Origin of the sequence: Streptomyces canus, assembly GCF_030815415.1 — a bacterium.
GTDB lineage: Bacteria > Actinomycetota > Actinomycetes > Streptomycetales > Streptomycetaceae > Streptomyces > Streptomyces canus_F.
Map to the genome: position 1 here is coordinate 1,502,387 of NZ_JAUSWW010000001.1, position 17,099 is coordinate 1,519,485.

General features: G+C 72.9%; 20 protein-coding genes and 2 pseudogenes. 6 read left to right on the plus strand and 16 right to left on the minus strand.

The window, feature by feature from the left end:
- Position 1: 1 nt before the first annotated feature.
- From QF037_RS07010 to QF037_RS07035, 6 genes are read right to left on the minus strand one after another with little or no spacing between them, the layout of a single operon-like run.
- On the minus strand, positions 2-1,765 hold the full coding sequence (locus QF037_RS07010) for a complex I subunit 5 family protein (RefSeq protein ID WP_307022910.1): 1,764 nt from the start codon (positions 1,763-1,765) through the stop codon (positions 2-4).
- Positions 1,765-2,115 carry a sodium:proton antiporter gene (locus QF037_RS07015; RefSeq protein WP_307022912.1) on the minus strand — a complete coding sequence of 117 codons (351 nt, stop codon included), beginning with the start codon at positions 2,113-2,115 and terminating at the stop codon, positions 1,765-1,767. Before QF037_RS07015 ends, QF037_RS07010 begins: the two co-directional genes overlap by 1 nt.
- Complete coding sequence (locus QF037_RS07020; protein ID WP_307022914.1) at positions 2,112-2,858, minus strand: MnhB domain-containing protein; 747 nt, start codon at positions 2,856-2,858, stop codon at positions 2,112-2,114. Before QF037_RS07020 ends, QF037_RS07015 begins: the two co-directional genes overlap by 4 nt.
- Positions 2,855-3,127 (minus strand): hydrogenase subunit MbhD domain-containing protein, encoded by a 273-nt coding sequence (locus QF037_RS07025; RefSeq protein WP_307022916.1) that lies wholly within the window; start codon positions 3,125-3,127, stop codon positions 2,855-2,857. Before QF037_RS07025 ends, QF037_RS07020 begins: the two co-directional genes overlap by 4 nt.
- Positions 3,120-3,572 (minus strand): monovalent cation/H+ antiporter complex subunit F, encoded by a 453-nt coding sequence (locus tag QF037_RS07030; RefSeq protein WP_307022918.1) that lies wholly within the window; start codon positions 3,570-3,572, stop codon positions 3,120-3,122. Before QF037_RS07030 ends, QF037_RS07025 begins: the two co-directional genes overlap by 8 nt.
- Positions 3,569-3,751: a hypothetical protein gene (locus QF037_RS07035; RefSeq protein WP_307022920.1), complete on the minus strand. Its 183-nt coding sequence runs from the start codon at positions 3,749-3,751 to the stop codon at positions 3,569-3,571. The genes QF037_RS07030 and QF037_RS07035 overlap by 4 nt, the downstream gene beginning before the upstream one ends.
- A gap of 235 nt (positions 3,752-3,986) precedes the next feature.
- Here QF037_RS07035 and QF037_RS07040 point away from each other — a divergent pair, with 235 nt between their 5' ends.
- Complete coding sequence (locus QF037_RS07040; protein ID WP_307022922.1) at positions 3,987-4,619, plus strand: VanZ family protein; 633 nt, start codon at positions 3,987-3,989, stop codon at positions 4,617-4,619.
- A 2-nt stretch (positions 4,620-4,621) separates the two neighbouring features.
- Here the strand turns inward: QF037_RS07040 and QF037_RS07045 are convergent, their stop codons facing one another.
- Both QF037_RS07045 and QF037_RS07050 read right to left on the minus strand, forming a co-directional pair.
- Positions 4,622-5,392: a sulfite exporter TauE/SafE family protein gene (locus QF037_RS07045; protein ID WP_307022924.1), complete on the minus strand. Its 771-nt coding sequence runs from the start codon at positions 5,390-5,392 to the stop codon at positions 4,622-4,624.
- A gap of 71 nt (positions 5,393-5,463) precedes the next feature.
- Positions 5,464-5,700, minus strand: a complete 237-nt coding sequence (locus QF037_RS07050) for a hypothetical protein (protein WP_307022926.1) — start codon at positions 5,698-5,700, stop codon at positions 5,464-5,466.
- Positions 5,701-5,811: 111 nt separating this feature from the next.
- Here QF037_RS07050 and QF037_RS07055 point away from each other — a divergent pair, with 111 nt between their 5' ends.
- The 3 genes from QF037_RS07055 to QF037_RS07065 all read left to right on the plus strand — a co-directional run bounded on the left by QF037_RS07055 (position 5,812) and on the right by QF037_RS07065 (position 8,831).
- Positions 5,812-6,852 carry a PHP domain-containing protein gene (locus QF037_RS07055; protein ID WP_307037035.1) on the plus strand — a complete coding sequence of 347 codons (1,041 nt, stop codon included), beginning with the start codon at positions 5,812-5,814 and terminating at the stop codon, positions 6,850-6,852.
- 50 nt (positions 6,853-6,902) lie between these two features.
- The gene (locus tag QF037_RS07060; RefSeq protein ID WP_307022928.1) at positions 6,903-7,577 is read left to right on the plus strand and encodes an HAD family hydrolase; all 675 of its coding nucleotides are present in this window, start codon (positions 6,903-6,905) and stop codon (positions 7,575-7,577) included.
- Between the two features lie 294 nt (positions 7,578-7,871).
- Complete coding sequence (locus QF037_RS07065; protein ID WP_307022930.1) at positions 7,872-8,831, plus strand: SDR family NAD(P)-dependent oxidoreductase; 960 nt, start codon at positions 7,872-7,874, stop codon at positions 8,829-8,831.
- 8 nt (positions 8,832-8,839) lie between these two features.
- Here QF037_RS07065 and QF037_RS07070 read toward each other — a convergent pair whose 3' ends face one another.
- Genes QF037_RS07070 through QF037_RS07080 form a run of 3 tightly spaced genes read right to left on the minus strand, consistent with a single transcriptional unit; the run spans position 8,840 to position 11,162 of the window.
- Positions 8,840-9,274 carry a hypothetical protein gene (locus QF037_RS07070; RefSeq protein WP_307022932.1) on the minus strand — a complete coding sequence of 145 codons (435 nt, stop codon included), beginning with the start codon at positions 9,272-9,274 and terminating at the stop codon, positions 8,840-8,842.
- Positions 9,275-9,276: 2 nt separating this feature from the next.
- Positions 9,277-10,860 carry a helix-turn-helix domain-containing protein gene (locus QF037_RS07075; RefSeq protein ID WP_307022934.1) on the minus strand — a complete coding sequence of 528 codons (1,584 nt, stop codon included), beginning with the start codon at positions 10,858-10,860 and terminating at the stop codon, positions 9,277-9,279.
- The gene (locus QF037_RS07080; protein ID WP_373463676.1) at positions 10,857-11,162 is read right to left on the minus strand and encodes a helix-turn-helix domain-containing protein; all 306 of its coding nucleotides are present in this window, start codon (positions 11,160-11,162) and stop codon (positions 10,857-10,859) included. The genes QF037_RS07075 and QF037_RS07080 overlap by 4 nt, the downstream gene beginning before the upstream one ends.
- A gap of 105 nt (positions 11,163-11,267) precedes the next feature.
- Here QF037_RS07080 and QF037_RS07085 point away from each other — a divergent pair, with 105 nt between their 5' ends.
- A complete protein-coding gene (locus QF037_RS07085) occupies positions 11,268-12,284 on the plus strand; it encodes an SDR family oxidoreductase (RefSeq protein ID WP_307022937.1) in 1,017 nt (338 codons plus the stop codon).
- Between the two features lie 86 nt (positions 12,285-12,370).
- Here QF037_RS07085 and QF037_RS07090 read toward each other — a convergent pair whose 3' ends face one another.
- From QF037_RS07090 to QF037_RS07105, 4 genes and pseudogenes are all read right to left on the minus strand, one after another.
- Positions 12,371-12,604 carry a hypothetical protein gene (locus QF037_RS07090; RefSeq protein ID WP_307022939.1) on the minus strand — a complete coding sequence of 78 codons (234 nt, stop codon included), beginning with the start codon at positions 12,602-12,604 and terminating at the stop codon, positions 12,371-12,373.
- Positions 12,605-12,666: 62 nt separating this feature from the next.
- A complete protein-coding gene (locus tag QF037_RS07095; RefSeq protein ID WP_307022941.1) occupies positions 12,667-13,956 on the minus strand; it encodes an ROK family transcriptional regulator in 1,290 nt (429 codons plus the stop codon).
- Positions 13,957-14,039: 83 nt separating this feature from the next.
- Positions 14,040-15,002 (minus strand): phosphotransferase family protein, encoded by a 963-nt coding sequence (locus QF037_RS07100; RefSeq protein WP_307022943.1) that lies wholly within the window; start codon positions 15,000-15,002, stop codon positions 14,040-14,042.
- A gap of 34 nt (positions 15,003-15,036) precedes the next feature.
- Positions 15,037-15,721: pseudogene (locus QF037_RS07105) on the minus strand (reductase); the annotation flags it as partial.
- Between QF037_RS07105 and QF037_RS07110 the strand changes: the two are divergent.
- A pseudogene (locus tag QF037_RS07110) lies at positions 15,720-16,182 on the plus strand (diguanylate cyclase); the annotation flags it as partial. The pseudogenes QF037_RS07105 and QF037_RS07110 sit on opposite strands and share 2 nt — an antisense overlap.
- On the opposite strand, the gene QF037_RS07115 reads toward QF037_RS07110, so the two are convergent.
- Complete coding sequence (locus QF037_RS07115) at positions 16,134-17,039, minus strand: DUF3626 domain-containing protein (protein WP_307022947.1); 906 nt, start codon at positions 17,037-17,039, stop codon at positions 16,134-16,136. The pseudogene QF037_RS07110 and the gene QF037_RS07115 overlap by 49 nt on opposite strands.
- Between the last annotated feature and the right edge of the window lie 60 nt (positions 17,040-17,099).

Here is a 17,099-nt window from a genome sequence, read left to right on the forward strand (position 1 = left end):
ATCAGGAGGTCAGGATCCCCGGCAGGGCCAGGGCGCCGAGCAGCCCGGCGCCGACCAGCAACCAGGCCACGTAGTCCCCGATGTGCCCGGACTGCAGGCGCCGCAGCGACAGTGCCCGGCCCGGTGCGGCGAGCAGCCTCGGGCGGGTGACCGCCACGGCGGCGAGGCCCACGGCCAGCGCCGTCGAAACGAGTCCGAGCAGCACCCCGGCCGGCGTCCAGTGCACGGAGGCGACGACGACACCCCCGGACCCGGCTTCGTTCACGGCGTGGGCCACCACGTCGGCGAAGCCGGGTGCCACCCCGACGGCGAGCGCCCCGGCGAGCAGTACCGCCGGGACCACCGTCATGGTGTCCGGCACCCGGCGCAGTCGTTGCCCGGTCTCGGGCCGCTCCCCGGCACCGGTCGTCTCGTACGCGCCGTCCTCGTCCGGCTTCGGGCCGAGTCCGAGGAACACGTGCGCGGCGACCCGCAGCACCGCACCGGCCGTCACCGCGCTCGTGACGACGTACAGCACGGTCAGCGGACCTCCCGCGGCCTCCTCGGTGACGGCCTTTCCGAGGGCCGTGCCGAAGGGCGGCAGCCCGGCGAGACCGAGCGCACCGACGGTGAACAGCACGGCGACACCCCGCAGTCGGCGTGCCTTCCCGTGCAGCGCGTGCTCGTCGACGCTGCCGCAGCGGTCGAGGAGGATACCGGCGCAGGCGAACAGGGCCGCCTTCACTCCGGCGTGGCCCAGCAGATACAGGGCGACCCCGTCGTCGGCCTCGGGCTTGAGGACGCCGACGCCGATGAGGAACAGTCCGGTATGGGCGACGGTCGAGTAGGCGAGCAGCCGTTTGATGTGCCGTTGGTACCAGCACATGACCGCGCCGATCGCCGCCGTCAGCACGCCGAGCACGACGAGCAGCCGTGTCAGGTCGGCGGCCGGGACGCCGCCGGGTCCGGAGAAGACGGTGTTGTAGACCCGCCAGACGCCGTACGTGCCGAGTTCGACCATGACACCCGACAGCAGCATGCACACCGGAGTCGGGGCGACGGCGTGCGCGTCCGGCAGCCAGAAGTGGAAGGGTACGGCGGCGGCCTTCACCAGGAGCCCGGTCAGGACCAGGACGAAGGCGGCGAGGACGAGCGCGTCGGGAGGTCCGTGCGCGTCGAGCCCCCGGCCGATCTGTGTCATCGCCAACTGGCCGGTGCGCGCGTACAGCAGGGCGATGCCCATGAGCATGGCGTACGCGCCGAGCGAGGTGACGACGGCGAAGGTCAGGGCGCCCTGCACCGCCTTGGCCTCCTCGACGCGGGTGCCGGTCAGGGCGTACGCCACGACGCTCATCAGCTCGAACCAGACGAACGCGTTGAACAGGTCGCCCGCGATCGCGAACCCGCACATGCCGCCCTGGAAGAGCAGCATCAGCCCGGGAAAGGAGCCGGCGTTGCGGCGCGGCGGTTCGTCGAAGTAGTGCCAGGAGTAGACCAGGGCCGCGAGGGTCAGCAGCGAGGCGAGGGCGGCCATGGCGAGTCCCGGGCCGTCCCCGATCAGGACGATGCCGACGCTCTCGCCGTTCACGGGGACCCAGCCGCCGGCCCACTCGACCATGGGCGGCGAGGAGTTGAGGAGCAGCACGATCGCCAGTCCGGCGGTACCGGCGCAGACGGCGCAGCCCGTGGACTCCGCGACCACCCGGGGCAGCCGGCGGCCCCCGGTGACCAGCAGAGCGGCCCCGAGCAGCGGGACGGCGACGAGGAGGGGCAGCAGATCGTTCATCAGCCGCGCAGCTCCGAGAGTTCGTCCGGGTCGATCGTGCCGTGCCGCTTGGAGACCTGCACGACGAGCGCGAGGAGCAGGGCGGTGACGGTGGCGCCGACCACGACGTCGGTGAGGGCCAGCGCCTGGACGACGGGATCGACGACGGGCCGGGAGCCGGGCTCCAGATCGGAGAAGACGGGTGCGGTGGAGTCGTCGCGGTAGCCGACGGCCAGCAGCAGGACGTAGGTGGCGGACTGGCACACGGACAGACAGCCGACGGCGTGGATCAGATTACGGCTGGTGGCAAGGCCGTAGCAGCCCACCAGGAAGATCCATACCGCGACCAGGTACGGAAGGACGTCCATCATGTCCCCTCTCCCTCCCCCTTCTCGATCTCGACGGCCTGGTCCAGGAAGCGCGCCAGGAGCACCACGACCGCGCAGGCGACCTCCATGCCGATGGCCGCGTTGAGCAGCGGGACCAGGCCCGCGGAGGACAGTGTGTTGAAGGTGCCGTACGGCAGCAGGGTGTTGGCGAGGAACGCGCTCGCGCCGATCAGGCCCGCGATGCCGGTGACGAGGTAGGCGGAGACGGCGAGGGCGTCGCCGACCTCGTACAGACCGACCGGGCGGATACGTTCCAGGGCGCGGTAGTCGGCGCCCAGGTAGAGCAGGTGCAGGGAGGTCGCCGCGACGACCCCGCCCTGGAAGCCGCCGCCGGGGCTGAGCTGGCCGTGGGCGATGACGTAGAGGCCGGTGAGCAGGGCGACGGGCAGGACGACCAGGGCGTACCGGCGCACGGGCAGGGCCACGGGCTCGGGTTCGGGGCGGCCGCGGTGTTCGTCGCGGGTCTGCCGCAGCAGGACGACACAGCCGAGGACGGCCGCGAACAGGATGCTCATCTCGCCGAGGGTGTCGAAGGCCCGCTGGTCGAAGTTGACGGAGGAGATGGTGTTGGCGGTGTGCCGGGCGAGCGAGACCTGTACGGCCCGGTCGCCGTAAGGGTGCCGGTCGCCGCCGAAGGCGGGCAGTTCGAGACAGGCGGCGCCGAGCAGCGCGGCGAGCCCCGCGGTGCCGACGGCCACGAGCCCCAGCCGGGTGCGCCGGTTCACTCCTGGCGTCCCTTCCGCCGCGCGCGCCGCCTGACCTTGTGCACGGCGAGCAGTAGCAGCAGCGGGGTCAGCGCGGAGCCCACCGCGAGTTGCGAGAGTCCGACGTCGGGTGCCTGGAGCACGGTGAACAGCACGGCCAGCACCACTCCGAGGACGGACAGGACGAGGGCCTGGCGTACGGGGTCGCGGACCGCCACGGCCGTGGTGGCGGTCGCGGCGACGAGCAGCAGGCCACAGGCCGGCACGGCATCGATGACGGCGTCAGCCACGGCGCACCCCGCCGAATCCGCCGGACAGCGCGCGGGAGGCGACGATGTTGCCGCCGATCAGCAGCGCGCCGGTGGCCAGGAGCTTCGCCATGGCCCGGCTCGGCCCTTCGGCCACGCAGAGCGCCAGGACGACCGCGGCGCCGAACCCGGCCGCCGCCCAGGTGAGTCCCCAGGCGCGCGGCGGGTCGTCGGCCAGTTCGTCGGCGAGCAGCCGGGCGAAGACGAGGGTGCCGACCGGGCCGAGCAGGGCGAGGACCAGGGCGAGATCGACGTAGGACGGGCGGTCGTAGCCCTGCGCGAGCAGCAGGAGGGCCGGGCAGGCCAGGGCGGTGGACAGGTTCTGGGCCACGACCCGGCGGCGCAGCGGTCCGGTGGCGACGCCCCACACGGTCGCCCCGACGCCCGCGCCGAGGGCGACGGTCGCGACGAAGGTCCAGCCGTTCACCGGGGGGTCACCACGCGCCGTGCGGCGGTCGCCGCGAGCGCTGCCACGGCCGCGGCAGCCGCTCCGACCACGAACTCCAGGGTGTCGACCGCGCTGACGAGGACCAGCCACAGCACGGTGAGCGCGGCCCACCAGGCCAGGATCTCGGCCGCGGTGAGCAGTGTCGTACGCCAGTCCATGCGCCACCTCCTCGGGCCCCGCCGTCACCGAAATGATCCCTGGTGCGGCTTTCACGCCATCCAAACACCGTGGCGGGGGCGGGCGATGGCGGCGCGCGCGGGTCCGTCCCGGAGTGCCCCGCCCGCACGAAGGGAAACTGCGGGTGCTCCCGACCCGCCGGGGCGCGGCCGCATTGTCGGCTCGATCGCGGGTAATCGCCTTACGTCGCAGGGAAGTTGAAGACTGGAGGACCGCATGGCCCGTACAGCCTTACGTCCGCGTTCCGCGTTCCGCCTGCGCACCGGCAAGACCGGGACCGCCAAGACCGGGACCGCCGAGCCGGAGTCCGCCAAGTCCGGGACCGGTCCGAAGAAGAGGGCCCCCAAGAAGAGTGCCCCGAAGGAGAGGACTCCCAAGGAGAGGACCGCTCCGGAGGAGAAGCGCAGCTTCCTCGCCCTCGTCCGCCGTTTCGTGGCGATGGTGGCCGCGTTCGCGTTCATGGTGGCGTTCGCCGTCGTGCTGGCCCGGCTGACTCTGGAGCCCTCGCCCGCGTCGGAGGCACTCACCCACACCAATCTGCACCCGGGCCGTTCCCTGCGGGCCTACCTCGATCAGCCGGAACTGCGGGACGCCGGCAAGCAGATCGGCGGCAACCTGTTGCTGGGCATTCCCTTCGGTGTGCTGGTCCCCGTGGTCGCCCCGCGTACCCGTGGCGTGCTGCGCGTGCTCCTGCTGACGGCTGTCGTGATGCTGCTGGTGGAGTTCGCCCAGGGGGCAATGATCACCGGGCGGGCCTTCGACATCGACGACGTCATCCTCAACACCGCCGGGGCACTGATCGGCTACGTCCTGCTGGGGCGGCGGCTGAGCCGGGCGGTGCACCGCTGACGTCAGCGGACGGACAACTGGACGATGGCCGCCGTACCCACCACCACGATCAGTCCGCGCAGCACCGCCGGGTGGAGACGGCGGCCCGCGGCCGCTCCGGCCTGCCCGCCCACGGCGGAGCCGACCGCGAGCAAGGCGACGGCTGTCCAGTCGAAGTCGGCGACGACGAGGAAGAAGAGCGCGGCGACGGTGTTGACGACGGCGACGAGGACGTTCTTGACGGCGTTGAGGCGCTGCAGGCCGTCGTCGAGGCGCAGTCCCATCAGGGAGACGTAGATGATCCCCTGGGCGGCGGAGAAGTAGCCGCCGTAGACGCTGGCCAGCGTCAGTCCGACGATCAGCGGCGGGCCGCCGTCGGCGGGCGCGGTGCGGCCTTCGCGGGTCCGGCGCTCGCGCAGTCGCCGGCCGATGAGCGGCTGGAGGACGACCAGCACCAGCGCGAGGCCCACCAGGACCGGCACGATCCGCTCGAACGCCGAGGCGGGCAGGGCGAGCAGGAGCGTGGCGCCCGTCAGGCCGCCCACCAGGGCACCGGCGCTCCACGTGAGGATGCGTCGGCGCTGGCCCGCCAGTTCCCGCCGGTATCCGACGGCCGCGCTGATCGAACCGGGGATCAGGCCGAGGGCGTTGGCGACCGCGGCCGTGACCGGTGGCAGGCCGACGGCGAGCAGCACCGGAAAGCTGATCAGCGTCCCGGACCCGACGGCCGCGTTGACGGCACCGGCACCGAGGCCCGCGGCGAGGACGGCGAGCAGCTCTCCTAGATCTTCCATGGGGGGAGCTTAGAAACCGAACGCTTCGGCGAGGACCGAAACGTCCCGCACACCTCGACGGGCCCTGGTTCCTAGCGCCGGGTCCAGGTGAACTTGTCCCCGCCCACCCAACGGACCACGTCCGGGTCGTCGAGGTCGTGGACCGTGATGCCCCATGCGGCGGCGGCCTGCAGGACATCGGTGACGGCTTTCGCCTCACCGACCACCTCTCCGTCGATCTCCACGATCCGGAACGGCGGGGTACCGGGTTGCACCCCGAGCACCAGGATTCGCGGATTCGAGATGTACGGGCTCGCGATTTCGGTCATGCAATAGAGCGTAGAACGCATTACGCAAGAGGGATATGAGGGGACAAAGGCACCCACATGTCCGCCGTGCGAGCCCCGCACGGCTGGGGAACCCTGGAGGAGGAGGTGGCGATGGACCCCGTCGAGGCACTGGACCGGATCGCCTTCCTGCTGGAGCGGTCCCTGGCGCCGACGTACCGCGTACGCGCCTTCCGTACGGCCGCCCGGGTGCTGGCGGCACTGCCCGAGGGGGAGGTGCGCGAGCGTGCGGAGGCCGGGACGCTGGAGTCGCTCAAGGGGGTCGGGCCGAAGACGGCGAACGTGGTGCGTGAGGCGCTCGCCGGGGAGGTGCCGGGGTATCTGGAGAAGCTGGAGCGGGAGGCTCCCGCCGGGCCGGCCGTGCGGGGCGGTCAGCGGCTGCGGGCGCTGCTGCGGGGCGACTGCCATCTGCACTCCGACTGGTCGGACGGTGGCAGCCCCATCGAGGAGATGGGCCGGACGGCGGCCGAACTCGGGCACGAGTGGGCGGTGCTGACCGACCACTCCCCGCGACTGACCGTGGCCCGCGGCCTGTCCCCCGAGCGGCTGCGCGAGCAGCTGGACGTGGTCGCGGAACTGAACGCCGGCTGGGCGCCCTTCCGGCTGCTCACCGGCATCGAGTGCGACATCCTCGACGACGGTTCCCTCGACCAGGAGGAGGAGCTGCTCCAGCGGCTCGACGTCGTGGTGGTCTCCGTGCACTCCAAGCTGCGCATGGACGCCCGCTCGATGACCCGCCGCATGGTGGCCGCCGTACGCAATCCGCACGCGGACGTCCTCGGTCACTGCACCGGACGGCTGGTCACCGGCAAGGGCCGGCCCGAGTCGGAGTTCGACGCCGAGGAGGTGTTCGCCGCGTGCGCCGAGTCGGGCACCGCCGTGGAGATCAACAGCCGGCCCGAGCGGCTCGACCCGCCCCGGCGGCTGCTGCGGCAGGCCGTGGCGGCGGGCGTGCTGTTCTCCGTCGACACCGACGCGCACGCGCCCGGCCAGCTCGACTGGCAGATCCTCGGCTGCGCCCGGGCCGAGGAGTGCGGGGTCCCCGACGAGCGGGTGATCACCGCCTGGTCCCTGGAGGAACTGCTGGCCTGGACCCGGGAACGCCGGGTGCCCGCCGGAGTGACAGGCCCCTGACGTGGTACTCGTGCGCCGCGGTGTGCGGTGCGGTGCGAGGAGGACGGGATATGGAACGCGCGGCGGTGTTCGACGTCGACGGAACACTGGTCGACACCAACCATCTTCATGTGGCGACCTGGTGGGAGGCGTTCCGCCAAGCGGGTCATCACGTGCCCATGCATGCCATCCACCGGGCGGTGGGCCTCGGGTCCGAGGACCTCGTCGCCCATCTGATCGGCGAGCACCGGGCGGAGCGGGAGGCGGATGCGCTGAGCTCCGCGCACAAGGTTCTCTACGGCCAGTACTTCGACCGGCTGCCCGCGCTGCGTGACGCGGGGCGGCTGCTGCGGCGCCTGGACCACGAGGGCTGGGCGGTGGTGCTGGCGACCTCGGCGGGCGGTGCGGAGCTGTCCGCGCTGCGCCGCGCCATCGGCGCCGACGACGCCATCACCGCCACCGCGAGCGCCGACGACGTCAGCGAGGGCAAGCCCGCGCCGGAGCCCGTCGAACACGCCCTGGAACTGGCGGGCGTGCCGCCCGAGCGGGCGCTGTTCGTCGGCGACACGGTGTGGGACATGAAGGCGGGCAGCCGGGCCGGGGTGTGCTGCGTGGCCGTGCTGTGCGGCGGCATCCCGCGCGCGGACCTGGTGGAGGCGGGAGCGGAGGCGGTCTACGACGACCCCGCCCAGTTGCTCGCGTCCCTCGCGGACAGTCCGTTCGCCCGGCTGCCGTCCGAGCGGTGACGCGGATCACGCCATAACGCGACAGGCCGGGGAACACCCAAAGCTGGTTGCCCGTTGAACCACACGTGGGTGCGGATGGGACAGTGTCCCCGGGCCTCACCTTTTGCCCACAGGGACGATCGTTCGGCTGAAGCCCTGTGGAGCCTTTCGCCGAGAGGCGACCGCCATCCGCGCCCACATCAGAGCCGCCCCGACCGTGATTCCCCCGTCCGGTCGGGGCTTTCTTCTGCCCGGGCTCTTTCCCGGCAGGCTCCGCTTGACTTCGAGAGCACTCCAATTCGTAGCGTTCCCGGCATGAGCACTGCACAGCACAAGATCGGATCGGGCTTCGACGCCCGCAGCACCGCCGACGACGTTCTCGCCGGCCTCGACCTCACCGGCAAGCTCGCGGTCGTCACCGGCGGCTACTCGGGACTCGGCCTGGAGACCACGCGTGCGCTCACCAAGGCGGGCGCCCGGGTCGTCGTACCGGCCCGCCGTCCCGCGGTCGCCCGGGAGGCCGTGGCGGGCATCGACGGCGTCGAGGTGGACGAACTGGACCTCGGCGACCTGGACAGCGTGCGCGCCTTCGCCGAGCGGTTCCTCGCCTCGGACCGCCGTATCGACTTCATGATCGACAACGCCGGCATCATGGCCTGCCCGGAGACGCGGGTCGGCCCCGGCTGGGAGGCGCAGTTCGCCACCAACCACCTCGGTCACTTCGCGCTGGTCAACCGGCTGTGGCCGGCGATCGCCCCCGGTGCCCGGGTCGTCTCCGTCTCGTCCCGCGCCCACCACTTCTCGGGCATGCGCTGGGACGACGTCCAGTGGACGCGGGACTACGACAAGTGGCAGGCCTACGGACAGGCCAAGACGGCGAACGTCCTGTTCGCCGTCCACCTGGACCGGCTCGGCCGGGAATCCGGTGTCCGCGCCTTCTCGCTGCACCCCGGCGGCATCTTCACCCCGCTGCAACGGCACATCCCCAAGGCCGAGATGGTCGAGCGCGGCTGGATCGACGAGGACGGCGCCTTCCTCAACCCCGAGGGCTTCAAGACCCCGGAGCAGGGCGCGGCCACCCAGGTGTGGGCGGCGACCTCACCTCAGCTCGACGGCCTCGGCGGCGTCTATCTGGAGGACTGCGACATCGCCGAGCCCGCTGTCGACGGGGACCAGGGCAGCGGGGTCAGGGCCTGGGCGACCGACCCGGAGCAGGCCGCCCGGCTGTGGGAGCTGTCGGCGGAACTGACCGGCGTGAACGCGTTCCACGCCTGACCCGGGCGCTACCCGACCCGGCAGTGGACGCCCTGCTCGCGACGTCGGGCGCTGCCGGCGAGAGCCACCAGACCGCCCACGATCCCGTGGGCGGTCTGCGCGTCGAAGACCTCGCCGTCCCGCGCCCGCAGGTCCACCCACGAGGCGGCGACGTCACGGAGCCGGGACTCCCCGGCCGCGGCGAGCGCGGCGCACAGCCGGGGCGAGAGCGCGCACACAAGGCACTCGTCCTCGTCCCGGTCGGCGTCCGTACGGGGTTCCCCGGCCTCCACGAGGTCCGCGAACGTGCCGCCGACGAGGAGGCATTCCCACTCGACCACGGCCTCCTCGACGTCGAAGTTGCCGAGGGGGAGCGACTCGTGGGCGGGCCCCGGCCGGGCCCGCAGCGGCATGGCGGCCGACGTGTCGTCCGGCGCCACGAAGAAGTCGATCACGGTGCTCACCGTCAGTCGTCCCCCTCCCCCGCGGCCGTGGGGTCGATGTCCTCGCCGACGGTGTACGTCTCCTTGACCTTCACGTCGGAGACCCCGCGGCCCTCCGGGAAGACCCGGCGCCAGTCGCCGATGACGTGCAACTCGTCGGTGCCCATGGCGCGGACGACCATGAGGCCCTCCTCGTGGGCCTTGTAGGCCTTCATCCAGAGGTTGGCGAAGGCCTGGGAGCGGATGAGGTGCATCCAGTCGGGGCGGTAGAGCTCCCGGTTGTAGTTGGACTCGCCCATGGTGGAGACGAACTTGGAGTACATCGCCTTCACGTACTCCAGCGTCACCTCGTCGTCCTCGGCGATCGCCCGGTCCCGGGCGTCCTTCAGCGCGACGCGGAACTTCTCCAGGAGGCTCTCGGTCGCGCCCGAGGTGAACGACTCGTGGATCTCCGGCGGGTCGCACAGCCCGTACTTGGGACCCGACAGGCGCAGCAGCAGGCGCAGGGTCGGTTCGGTGACCCAGAGCGGTCCCGGCTCGTCGCGGTTGCCGATCGGGTTGGGCAGGTGGGCGTCGTGGTCCCACTCGGAGGGGGTGATCAGATGGACGCCGGCCCGTCGGCGGTCGTGGTCGAAGCCGGTGGAGTGTTCCAACTGGCCGATCGGCAGGTGGGTCTTGAGCGCCGACAGGTAGGCGCCGTTGATGTCGAGGGCGGTCACCTCGTGGGCGCCGGAGGGGAGTTCGGTCCGCGCCCACTTGGGGCGGGCCTCCCAGATCCGGTCCGCGCCGCGGGCGGACTGCTTGCGCAGCACGTCCGGGATCCAGGGGTGCGCCACGACGTCGTAACGACCGCCCTTGCGGGTCTCGTCCAGCAGCGCCATGGCGTCCGGGATGGCCCGCTTGACCAGGGCCGCGGTCGCCGCCTCCAGGTCGCCGCTGTGCTTCTCCAGGGCGGCGGCCACCGCGGCACCGATCAGGTCGGGGTCCTGCGAGGCGGTCTGCATACGGCGTCCGACGGGGACGACGCGGACCGGACCGGCGGCACGGTCGCGCCGCGCGGGGGCCGGTTTGCGGCTCTCGGCCGAGGTCGGCTCCTCGCGCCCGGACGGAGCGGCAGGCGACGCCACGGGTTCCGGCGTCGGCGTGCCGCAGTCGGCGGGGTCCAGGTGCTGGGGGAAGCCCGCGACCTGATGCCGGGCGGGCATACCGCACAGGACGCAGGGCCGGGGAGCCGACAGGGCCTCGACCTCGTCCGGCTCACCCGTCTCGCCGGTCCCGTCACGGGACTCGTCGGCCTCGTCGGCGTCGGTCTCCGGCTCTACGACGTGCTCGGCGCCCGGCGGCCCGGCCGCCTCCCCCGTCTCCGCCGCCAGTTTGGCCTGCGCCCCCTCCAGGAAGTAGGCGTACTTCTCGCGCACGGCCCCGCCCGGGTCCCGCCCCGCTTCCCAGCCGCCGACGGTGGAGGGGCTGACGCCGAGCGCCTGGGCCACCTGGGAACGGGAGAGGTTGAGGCTCTCCCGCAGCTCGCGCCGCACGTCGGCCGGTGGCAGCGGCACCTCCTGGCGGGCGCCCGCCAGGAGTGCGTCGATCGCCTCGAAGTCCGTCATCGGGTCACCGCCGTCGGTCCCGCGGTCCGGCGCCGCCGCACGGGCAGCGTCTCGCAGGCCCGGGTCGGCCCGGCGAGCAGATCGAGCACATCGATGCCGAAGTGCGCGGCGAGCGCGTCGCAGTCGGCCAGGCTCCAGGCGGCGCTGCCCGACTGACGGCGGCTCACCTGCGCCTGGCTCACCCCGAGCGCGACGGCGACCTCCGCCTGCGACTCACCCGTGGCGTGCATCAGCGCGGCGACCGAAGACCTCACACGTTCTCCCAAGGACAGTCCCACCCCACCAACCCTACCCGGCCTCATGCGTCAACCGTATGAACCATACCGGGAGCGCAAGAAGGCGTTGCATCCGCTGCGCCCGGGTACTCGGTCCGCCCCGTCGCTGGGCAAACCCGAGAGGAGCCGGACGTGAGCAGGATCGTTGTCACGGGCGCCACCGGAAACGTCGGCACGAGTGTGGTGCGTCTGCTGTCGGAGGATCCGGAGGTCGACTCCGTGCTGGGGCTGGCGCGCCGGATCCCCGACTGGTCGCCGCCGAAGACGGACTGGTCGGCGGTGGACCTGTCGTCGCAGCAGGCTGATCTGGAGAAGGAGTTCGCGGGCGCGGACGCGGTGGTGCACCTGGCCTGGGCGTTCCAGCCGACGCACGATCCGGCGGCGACCTGGCGGACGAACGTGCTGGGCTCCATCCGGGTCTTCGAGGCGGTGGCCGCCGCCGGGGTGCCCGCGCTGGTGCACGCGTCGTCGGTCGGCGCCTACTCGCCGGGGCCGAAGGACGAGGCCGTGGACGAGTCGTGGCCCACGCACGGCTGGCCGGATGCCGCGTACTGCCGGGAGAAGGCGTATCTGGAGCGGGCCCTGGACACCTTCGAGCGTGATCACGCCGAGGTGCGGGTGGTGCGAATGCGGCCGGCGTTCCTGTTCAAGCGGGAGTCGGCGAGCGAGCAGCGCCGGATCTTCGGCGGCCGCTTCCTGCCGGGCCCGCTGGCCCGTCCGGAGCTCATGCCGTTCCTGCCCGACATCCCCGGGCTGCGGGTCCAGGCCCTGCACACGGACGACGCGGCCAAGGCGTACCGCCTCGCGGTCCACTGCGATCTGCGCGGTGCCTTCAACCTGGCGGCCGAGCCACCGGTCGACGCGGAGCTGCTCGGCGAGATGCTCGGCGTCGACCGGCGGGTCCGGCTGCCCCGCACCGCGGCCCGCTCGGCACTCGCCGCCGCCTGGGGCCTCCATCTCCTCCCGGCCTCCCCGCACCTCTTCGACGCGGTCCTGCGCCTCCCCCTGATGGACTGCACCCGCGCCCGTACGGAACTGCGCTGGAACCCCGAGCACACGGCGAACGAGGTGCTGGAGGAGTTCCTCAAGGGCCTCCAGCAGGGCGCGGGAGCGAGCACGGAACCGCTGCGGGGACGGAAGGTGGGCTGAGACAGACCGACGCCTGTGCCGTCCAGGGACGGCACAGGCGTATGTGCGGGCGGTCGAGGAGGCGGCGCACGGCCGGAGTCAGCCGGTCAGCCGGTGGGCTCCTGCGGTACCGGTTGCTCGGAGTGGGCGCCCGCCTGGCGCGGTGCGCCCTGGCGGCCGGTGCCCGCCTCGTCGGTTTCGGGGACCTCGGCGTCGGATTCCTGCCTGTCGGCCGCCTCGGGATCCGCGTCCCAGGGGTCCTCGCCCTCGCCCGCCTGCTGGTCCGGCATGTCCCGCGGTACGGGCTCGTCTTCGGGGCGTTTGCCGTCGTAGTCGGCCATGGCGTCCTCCCTTCGCGTGGTCCGGGCGACTCGCGGGTACCTCCGCCCCCACCGGCGAAACCTCAGTGCGGAGCCCGTTCCTCCAGCGCGGTGCGCCAGGCCGGGTGCGGTCCTTCGGGCGCGGGCGCGGGGCGGCGGCCGCCGCGGGCGAAGAAGTCGGCCAGCGGCAGGATCGCGGCGCCGACGGTGACCGCGTCGGGGCCGAGCCGGCCGAGGTCGATGGTGACCTTCTCGGCCGGGTGGCGCAGGGCGTAGGAGGAGGCGTGGCGGCGTACGGCGGGCAGGAAGCGGGTGCCCAGCTGGAGGCCGGCCCAGCCGCCGATGAGGATGCGCTCGGGCTGGAAGAGGTTGATGAGGTCGGAGAGGCCGGCGCCCAGGTACTCGGCGGTCTCCTCCAGCACGGCCAGTGCCACCGGGTCGGGCGCACCGCCCTCGGCCGGGTACGCGGCGGCCAGCATCGCGGTCAGCGCGGTCTCCTCGTCGGCGCCCTCGGGCGGGTGTCCGCCCTCCTCGCGCCAGCGGTCGAGCAGCGACTCGGCGCCCGCGTACGCCTCCAGGCAGCCCAGCGCACCGCACCGGCAGCGGCGTCCCCTGACCCGTACCGTCAGATGACCCCATTCGACCGCCCGCCCGTTGTCCACCTCGGGGGTGACGAGACACGCGCCGACGCCGGAGCCGAAGAGGACGACGACCGCGTTGTGCGCACCGCGCCCGCCGCCGAACCACATCTCGGCCTGGCCCAGCGTCTTGGCGCCGTTGTCGATGAAGTACCGGACGGTGTCGGGCAGCCGGGAGGTGGAGCGGAGCAGTTCCTCCAGCGGGACCGCGTCCCAGCCGATCGTCTGCCCGTGGACGACGGCGCCCCGGTCCGGGGTGTGCTCGACGATGCCGGGGACGCCGATGCCGACGCCGAGGAGGTGGTCGGGGGCGATGCCGGCGGTGTCGAGCACCTCGGCGACGCCGTCGCGGATGTGGCCGACGATGACCTCGACGTCGTAGCCCTGCCGCGTCAACGGGCGTTCGGCGCGGGCGAGTTCGGCGAGGGTCAGGTCGAACAGCTCGATCCGCACCCGGGTCTCGCCGACGTCGACACCGATCATGTGGCCGCTGCCGGGCGCCACCCGCAGCAGGGTGCGGGGGCGGCCGCCGTCGGAGTCGACGCTGCCGGCCTCCTCCAGCAGGCCGTCGGCGACCAGGTCGGCGACGACGTTGCTCACCGAGCCGGAGCTCAGACCCGTGGCCGGGCCGAGCTCGAAGCGGCTGAGAGGGCCGTCGAAGTAGAGCCTTTGCAGCACGGCCGTGCGGTTGGCCCGCCTCAGATCGCGTACCGTGCGCCCGTTCCGCCCTGCCATGTATGGCCCCCTTCGAACCCTGTCCGACCTGCAACATACCGCTGCGGGAGCACTTTCCACGACCCCTTAATTCACGATGTGAACTATGAGAGCTCCGCGATCTCGCTCAATGCGGCGAGCAGTTCCGGTGCAACCGCTTCCTGTCGCCACCGCCGATCGCCTTCGCTCATCTCCCTGGGAACCGTCTCGGCGAGCATGATCAGGTGGAGATAGGCACGGTAGAGCGCGTACCGGAGGCGGGCCGCCACGTCGAACTCGACGCGGCCGCCCTCCTCCCGGTAGCCGGCCAGAAAGGCCTCGTCGGTCCTGATGTCGCCCAGCAGCGCGAGGGAGACGAAGTCGGCGAGGGGGTCGCCCCAGAACATGCGCTCGCCGTCGATGAGCCCGCCGATCCGGGCACCCTCCGCCGCGCGCTCCACCAGGATGTTGCCGGTCCACAGGTCGAAGTGGACGAGGCGCGGGACGGTCACCTCGTCGAGCGCGCCGTACGCGGGGCGGAGCGCGTCCGCCACCTCGTCGGCGGGGCGGGGCAGTTCGGCTCCGTAGCGGCGGGCGTCGTCGAGGACCGCGTCGAGCATGCCCGTGAACGCGGTCCGCCAGTCGGGGGCGAGCGGCCCGAGGGCGCCCGACGGGTAGCCGAAGGCGGGGCCGGTCACACGGTGGAGGCGGGCCACCTGGCGGCCCAACTCCGTACGCAGGTCCGTCTGTTCGGCGCCGGTGAGCCGGCCGTCCCAGGGGTCGCCGGGGACGGCCGTCATCAGCAGATCCTCCCGCCCGAGGATCACGACCCGGGGCGCCGGCACGTCCACCTCGGCGGCCCCGCGGTAGAACTCGGCCTCCGCCACGAGGAGTCGGCGTTCGTGGCTCAGTCCGGGGACGGTCTCGGCGGGCGGCACCTTCAGCACATAGCGGCTGCCGTCGGCGAGGACGAGTTCCTCGACCGTGTTGTAGGTGCCGCCGGTCAGCGGGCGCAGGTCGACGAGGTGTCCGGGTGGCAGGCCCGCCTCCTCCAGGATGCGCCGAGCTCGTGCCCAGGAGTCCACCACCGTGCGCCCGCCTCTCCCCTTCGCCAGGCTTCGGTCAGCCCGCCGCGTACACGTCCTCGACGTAGCGCCCGTCCGCGATCAGCCCGTCGAGCCATTCCCCGGCGGCTGCCTCGTCGGCGTCCGCCGTGTGCTTCCGGTACAGCGTACGGAACGCCTCCCGGACACCCGGCGCCATCCGTGAGCCGTCGCCGCAGACGTACACCCGGGCTCCCGCGGCGAGCAGGCCCCAGACCTCCTCGGCCTCGGCGGCGATGCGGTGCTGCACGAAGCGCACCTCGCCCTGCGGGGCGGCGCTGAAGGCGGGGCGCAGGGAGACGGCTCCGGCGGTCTCGGCCGCGCGCAGTTCCTCGGCGTGCAGGAAGTCGGCGTCGGGTGCGTCGCAGCCGAAGTAGCAGAGGGCTGGGGCGAGTTCGGCGCCCGAGGCGAGCGCGGCCGTACGGTCGGCGATCGCACCGCGGAACGGGGCGAGCCCGGTGCCCGTGGCGATCATGACGACGGGAGCGCAGTCGTCGACACGGAAGGCCTCGGGACAGGGCTGGACGCGGGCGTGCACGGTGTCGCCGGGTTCGACGGCGGCGAGGTACCCGGATCCGGTGCCCGGTTCTCGCCCCTGCCCGAGCGGGCGGGGGCGGCCAGCAGGGGACCATCAGGTCCGCGTACCGGGCGTCGGCCGCGGGCGAGGAGGAGACGGAGTAGTGGCGCGGGCGCGGCGGGGTGAGGCTGCGCGACCGGGATGTGCTGGAGTTGTTCCGGCCGCAGGAGGCGACGCAGGTGGAACGGATCGCCGAGGCGCTGCGGCTACGCCACCGGTCGCGCTACCAGGTGTCGGTGTGCTGGCGGGCGCCCGGCGGCGTGGAGCGGAGCTGACGGCGGACCCGGTGAGCGACAGCGTGGACGAGACACCCACGCTGCTGGTGATGCTGCGGATGCTGGGTGAGCGTGAGCGGCCCGCGGTGGACCCGGTGCGGGTGACGCCGGTGGAGGCCCGGATCCTGGCGCTGCTCGCGGGCGGGGCCACCACGGCCAGGGCCGCCCGGGAGACCGGGCTCACCTCGGACGGCGTCACCTATCACTGCGGCGGCTGTCCGCGAGGTGGGGTGCGGGCAACCGTACGGAACTGGTCGCCCGGGCCTATGCGCTGGGGGTGCTGACGCCCGGGGTGTGGCCGCCGACGCCCGCGCAGGCCGTGCCCGCGCCTTCGGGGGCTCCGAAGCGGGCGAGGGTGTGCCAGACCATCTTCAGATCCTGGAGTGCGTACCGGCCCGTCCGGGCGGCGTCCCCGATGATCCGCGGGTCGATCCGGCCGTCCTCGGCGATCCGGGCGCCCAGTTCGGCGTACTCCTCACCGCGGTAGTCCGCGTGCCGGCGCAGTCCCTCCACGGTGATCCGGTACCCGGGATGCCACTCGATGGGGCAGGGCAGCTGCCGCGCCGCCGCCTCGACGGGGGTGCCGCGATAGCAGGCGTCCAGCACGAGCGCCGCCACGTCCGTGGCGAGGGAGACGCCCCCGTGGACCTGTGCCTCGATGTAGTCGTTGAGGGCGTCCTGCTGGTCCGCCTCCGCCAGCGCGACCAGCGACATGCCGGCGGCGACACCGAAGTGGGCCGGCTCGGCGGCGCTGTCGGGGTAGCAGAAGGTGGCCCGGGACAGGGCCGCACCGGTCAGCCGGACGTGCGAGGAGCCGAAGCGCGGGGCGGCGCCGACCACCTGGCGCCGGAAGTCCAGCGCGCCGTACACGGGCCGGTCGTCCGCGGCGGCCTCGTCGTAGGCGCCGCCGAAGATCCGGCTCTCCCAGCGCCAGCGGTCGCCGCCGGGGTGCGCGGTGAGGCCGCCGTTGCTGGTGCCGGTCACGAACTGCGACCGGTAGGCGCCGTCCCGCGCCAGCGCCTCCAGGATGCCCACGCCGCCGGTCATCCGGTCGGGGTGGAAGTTGAGCGTGATGCGTACGTCCGGGGCGACGGGCGGCCCCGCCGACCGCTGCGCCACGTACCGCAGCGCCGCCCTCGCCCGTGCTGAGCGGACGTTCTCGAAATTCACTGGCTCCTCCTCGCCGGGGCCGTCTATCCTGGCTGAACCTAGGGGTACTAGTTTTTTTAC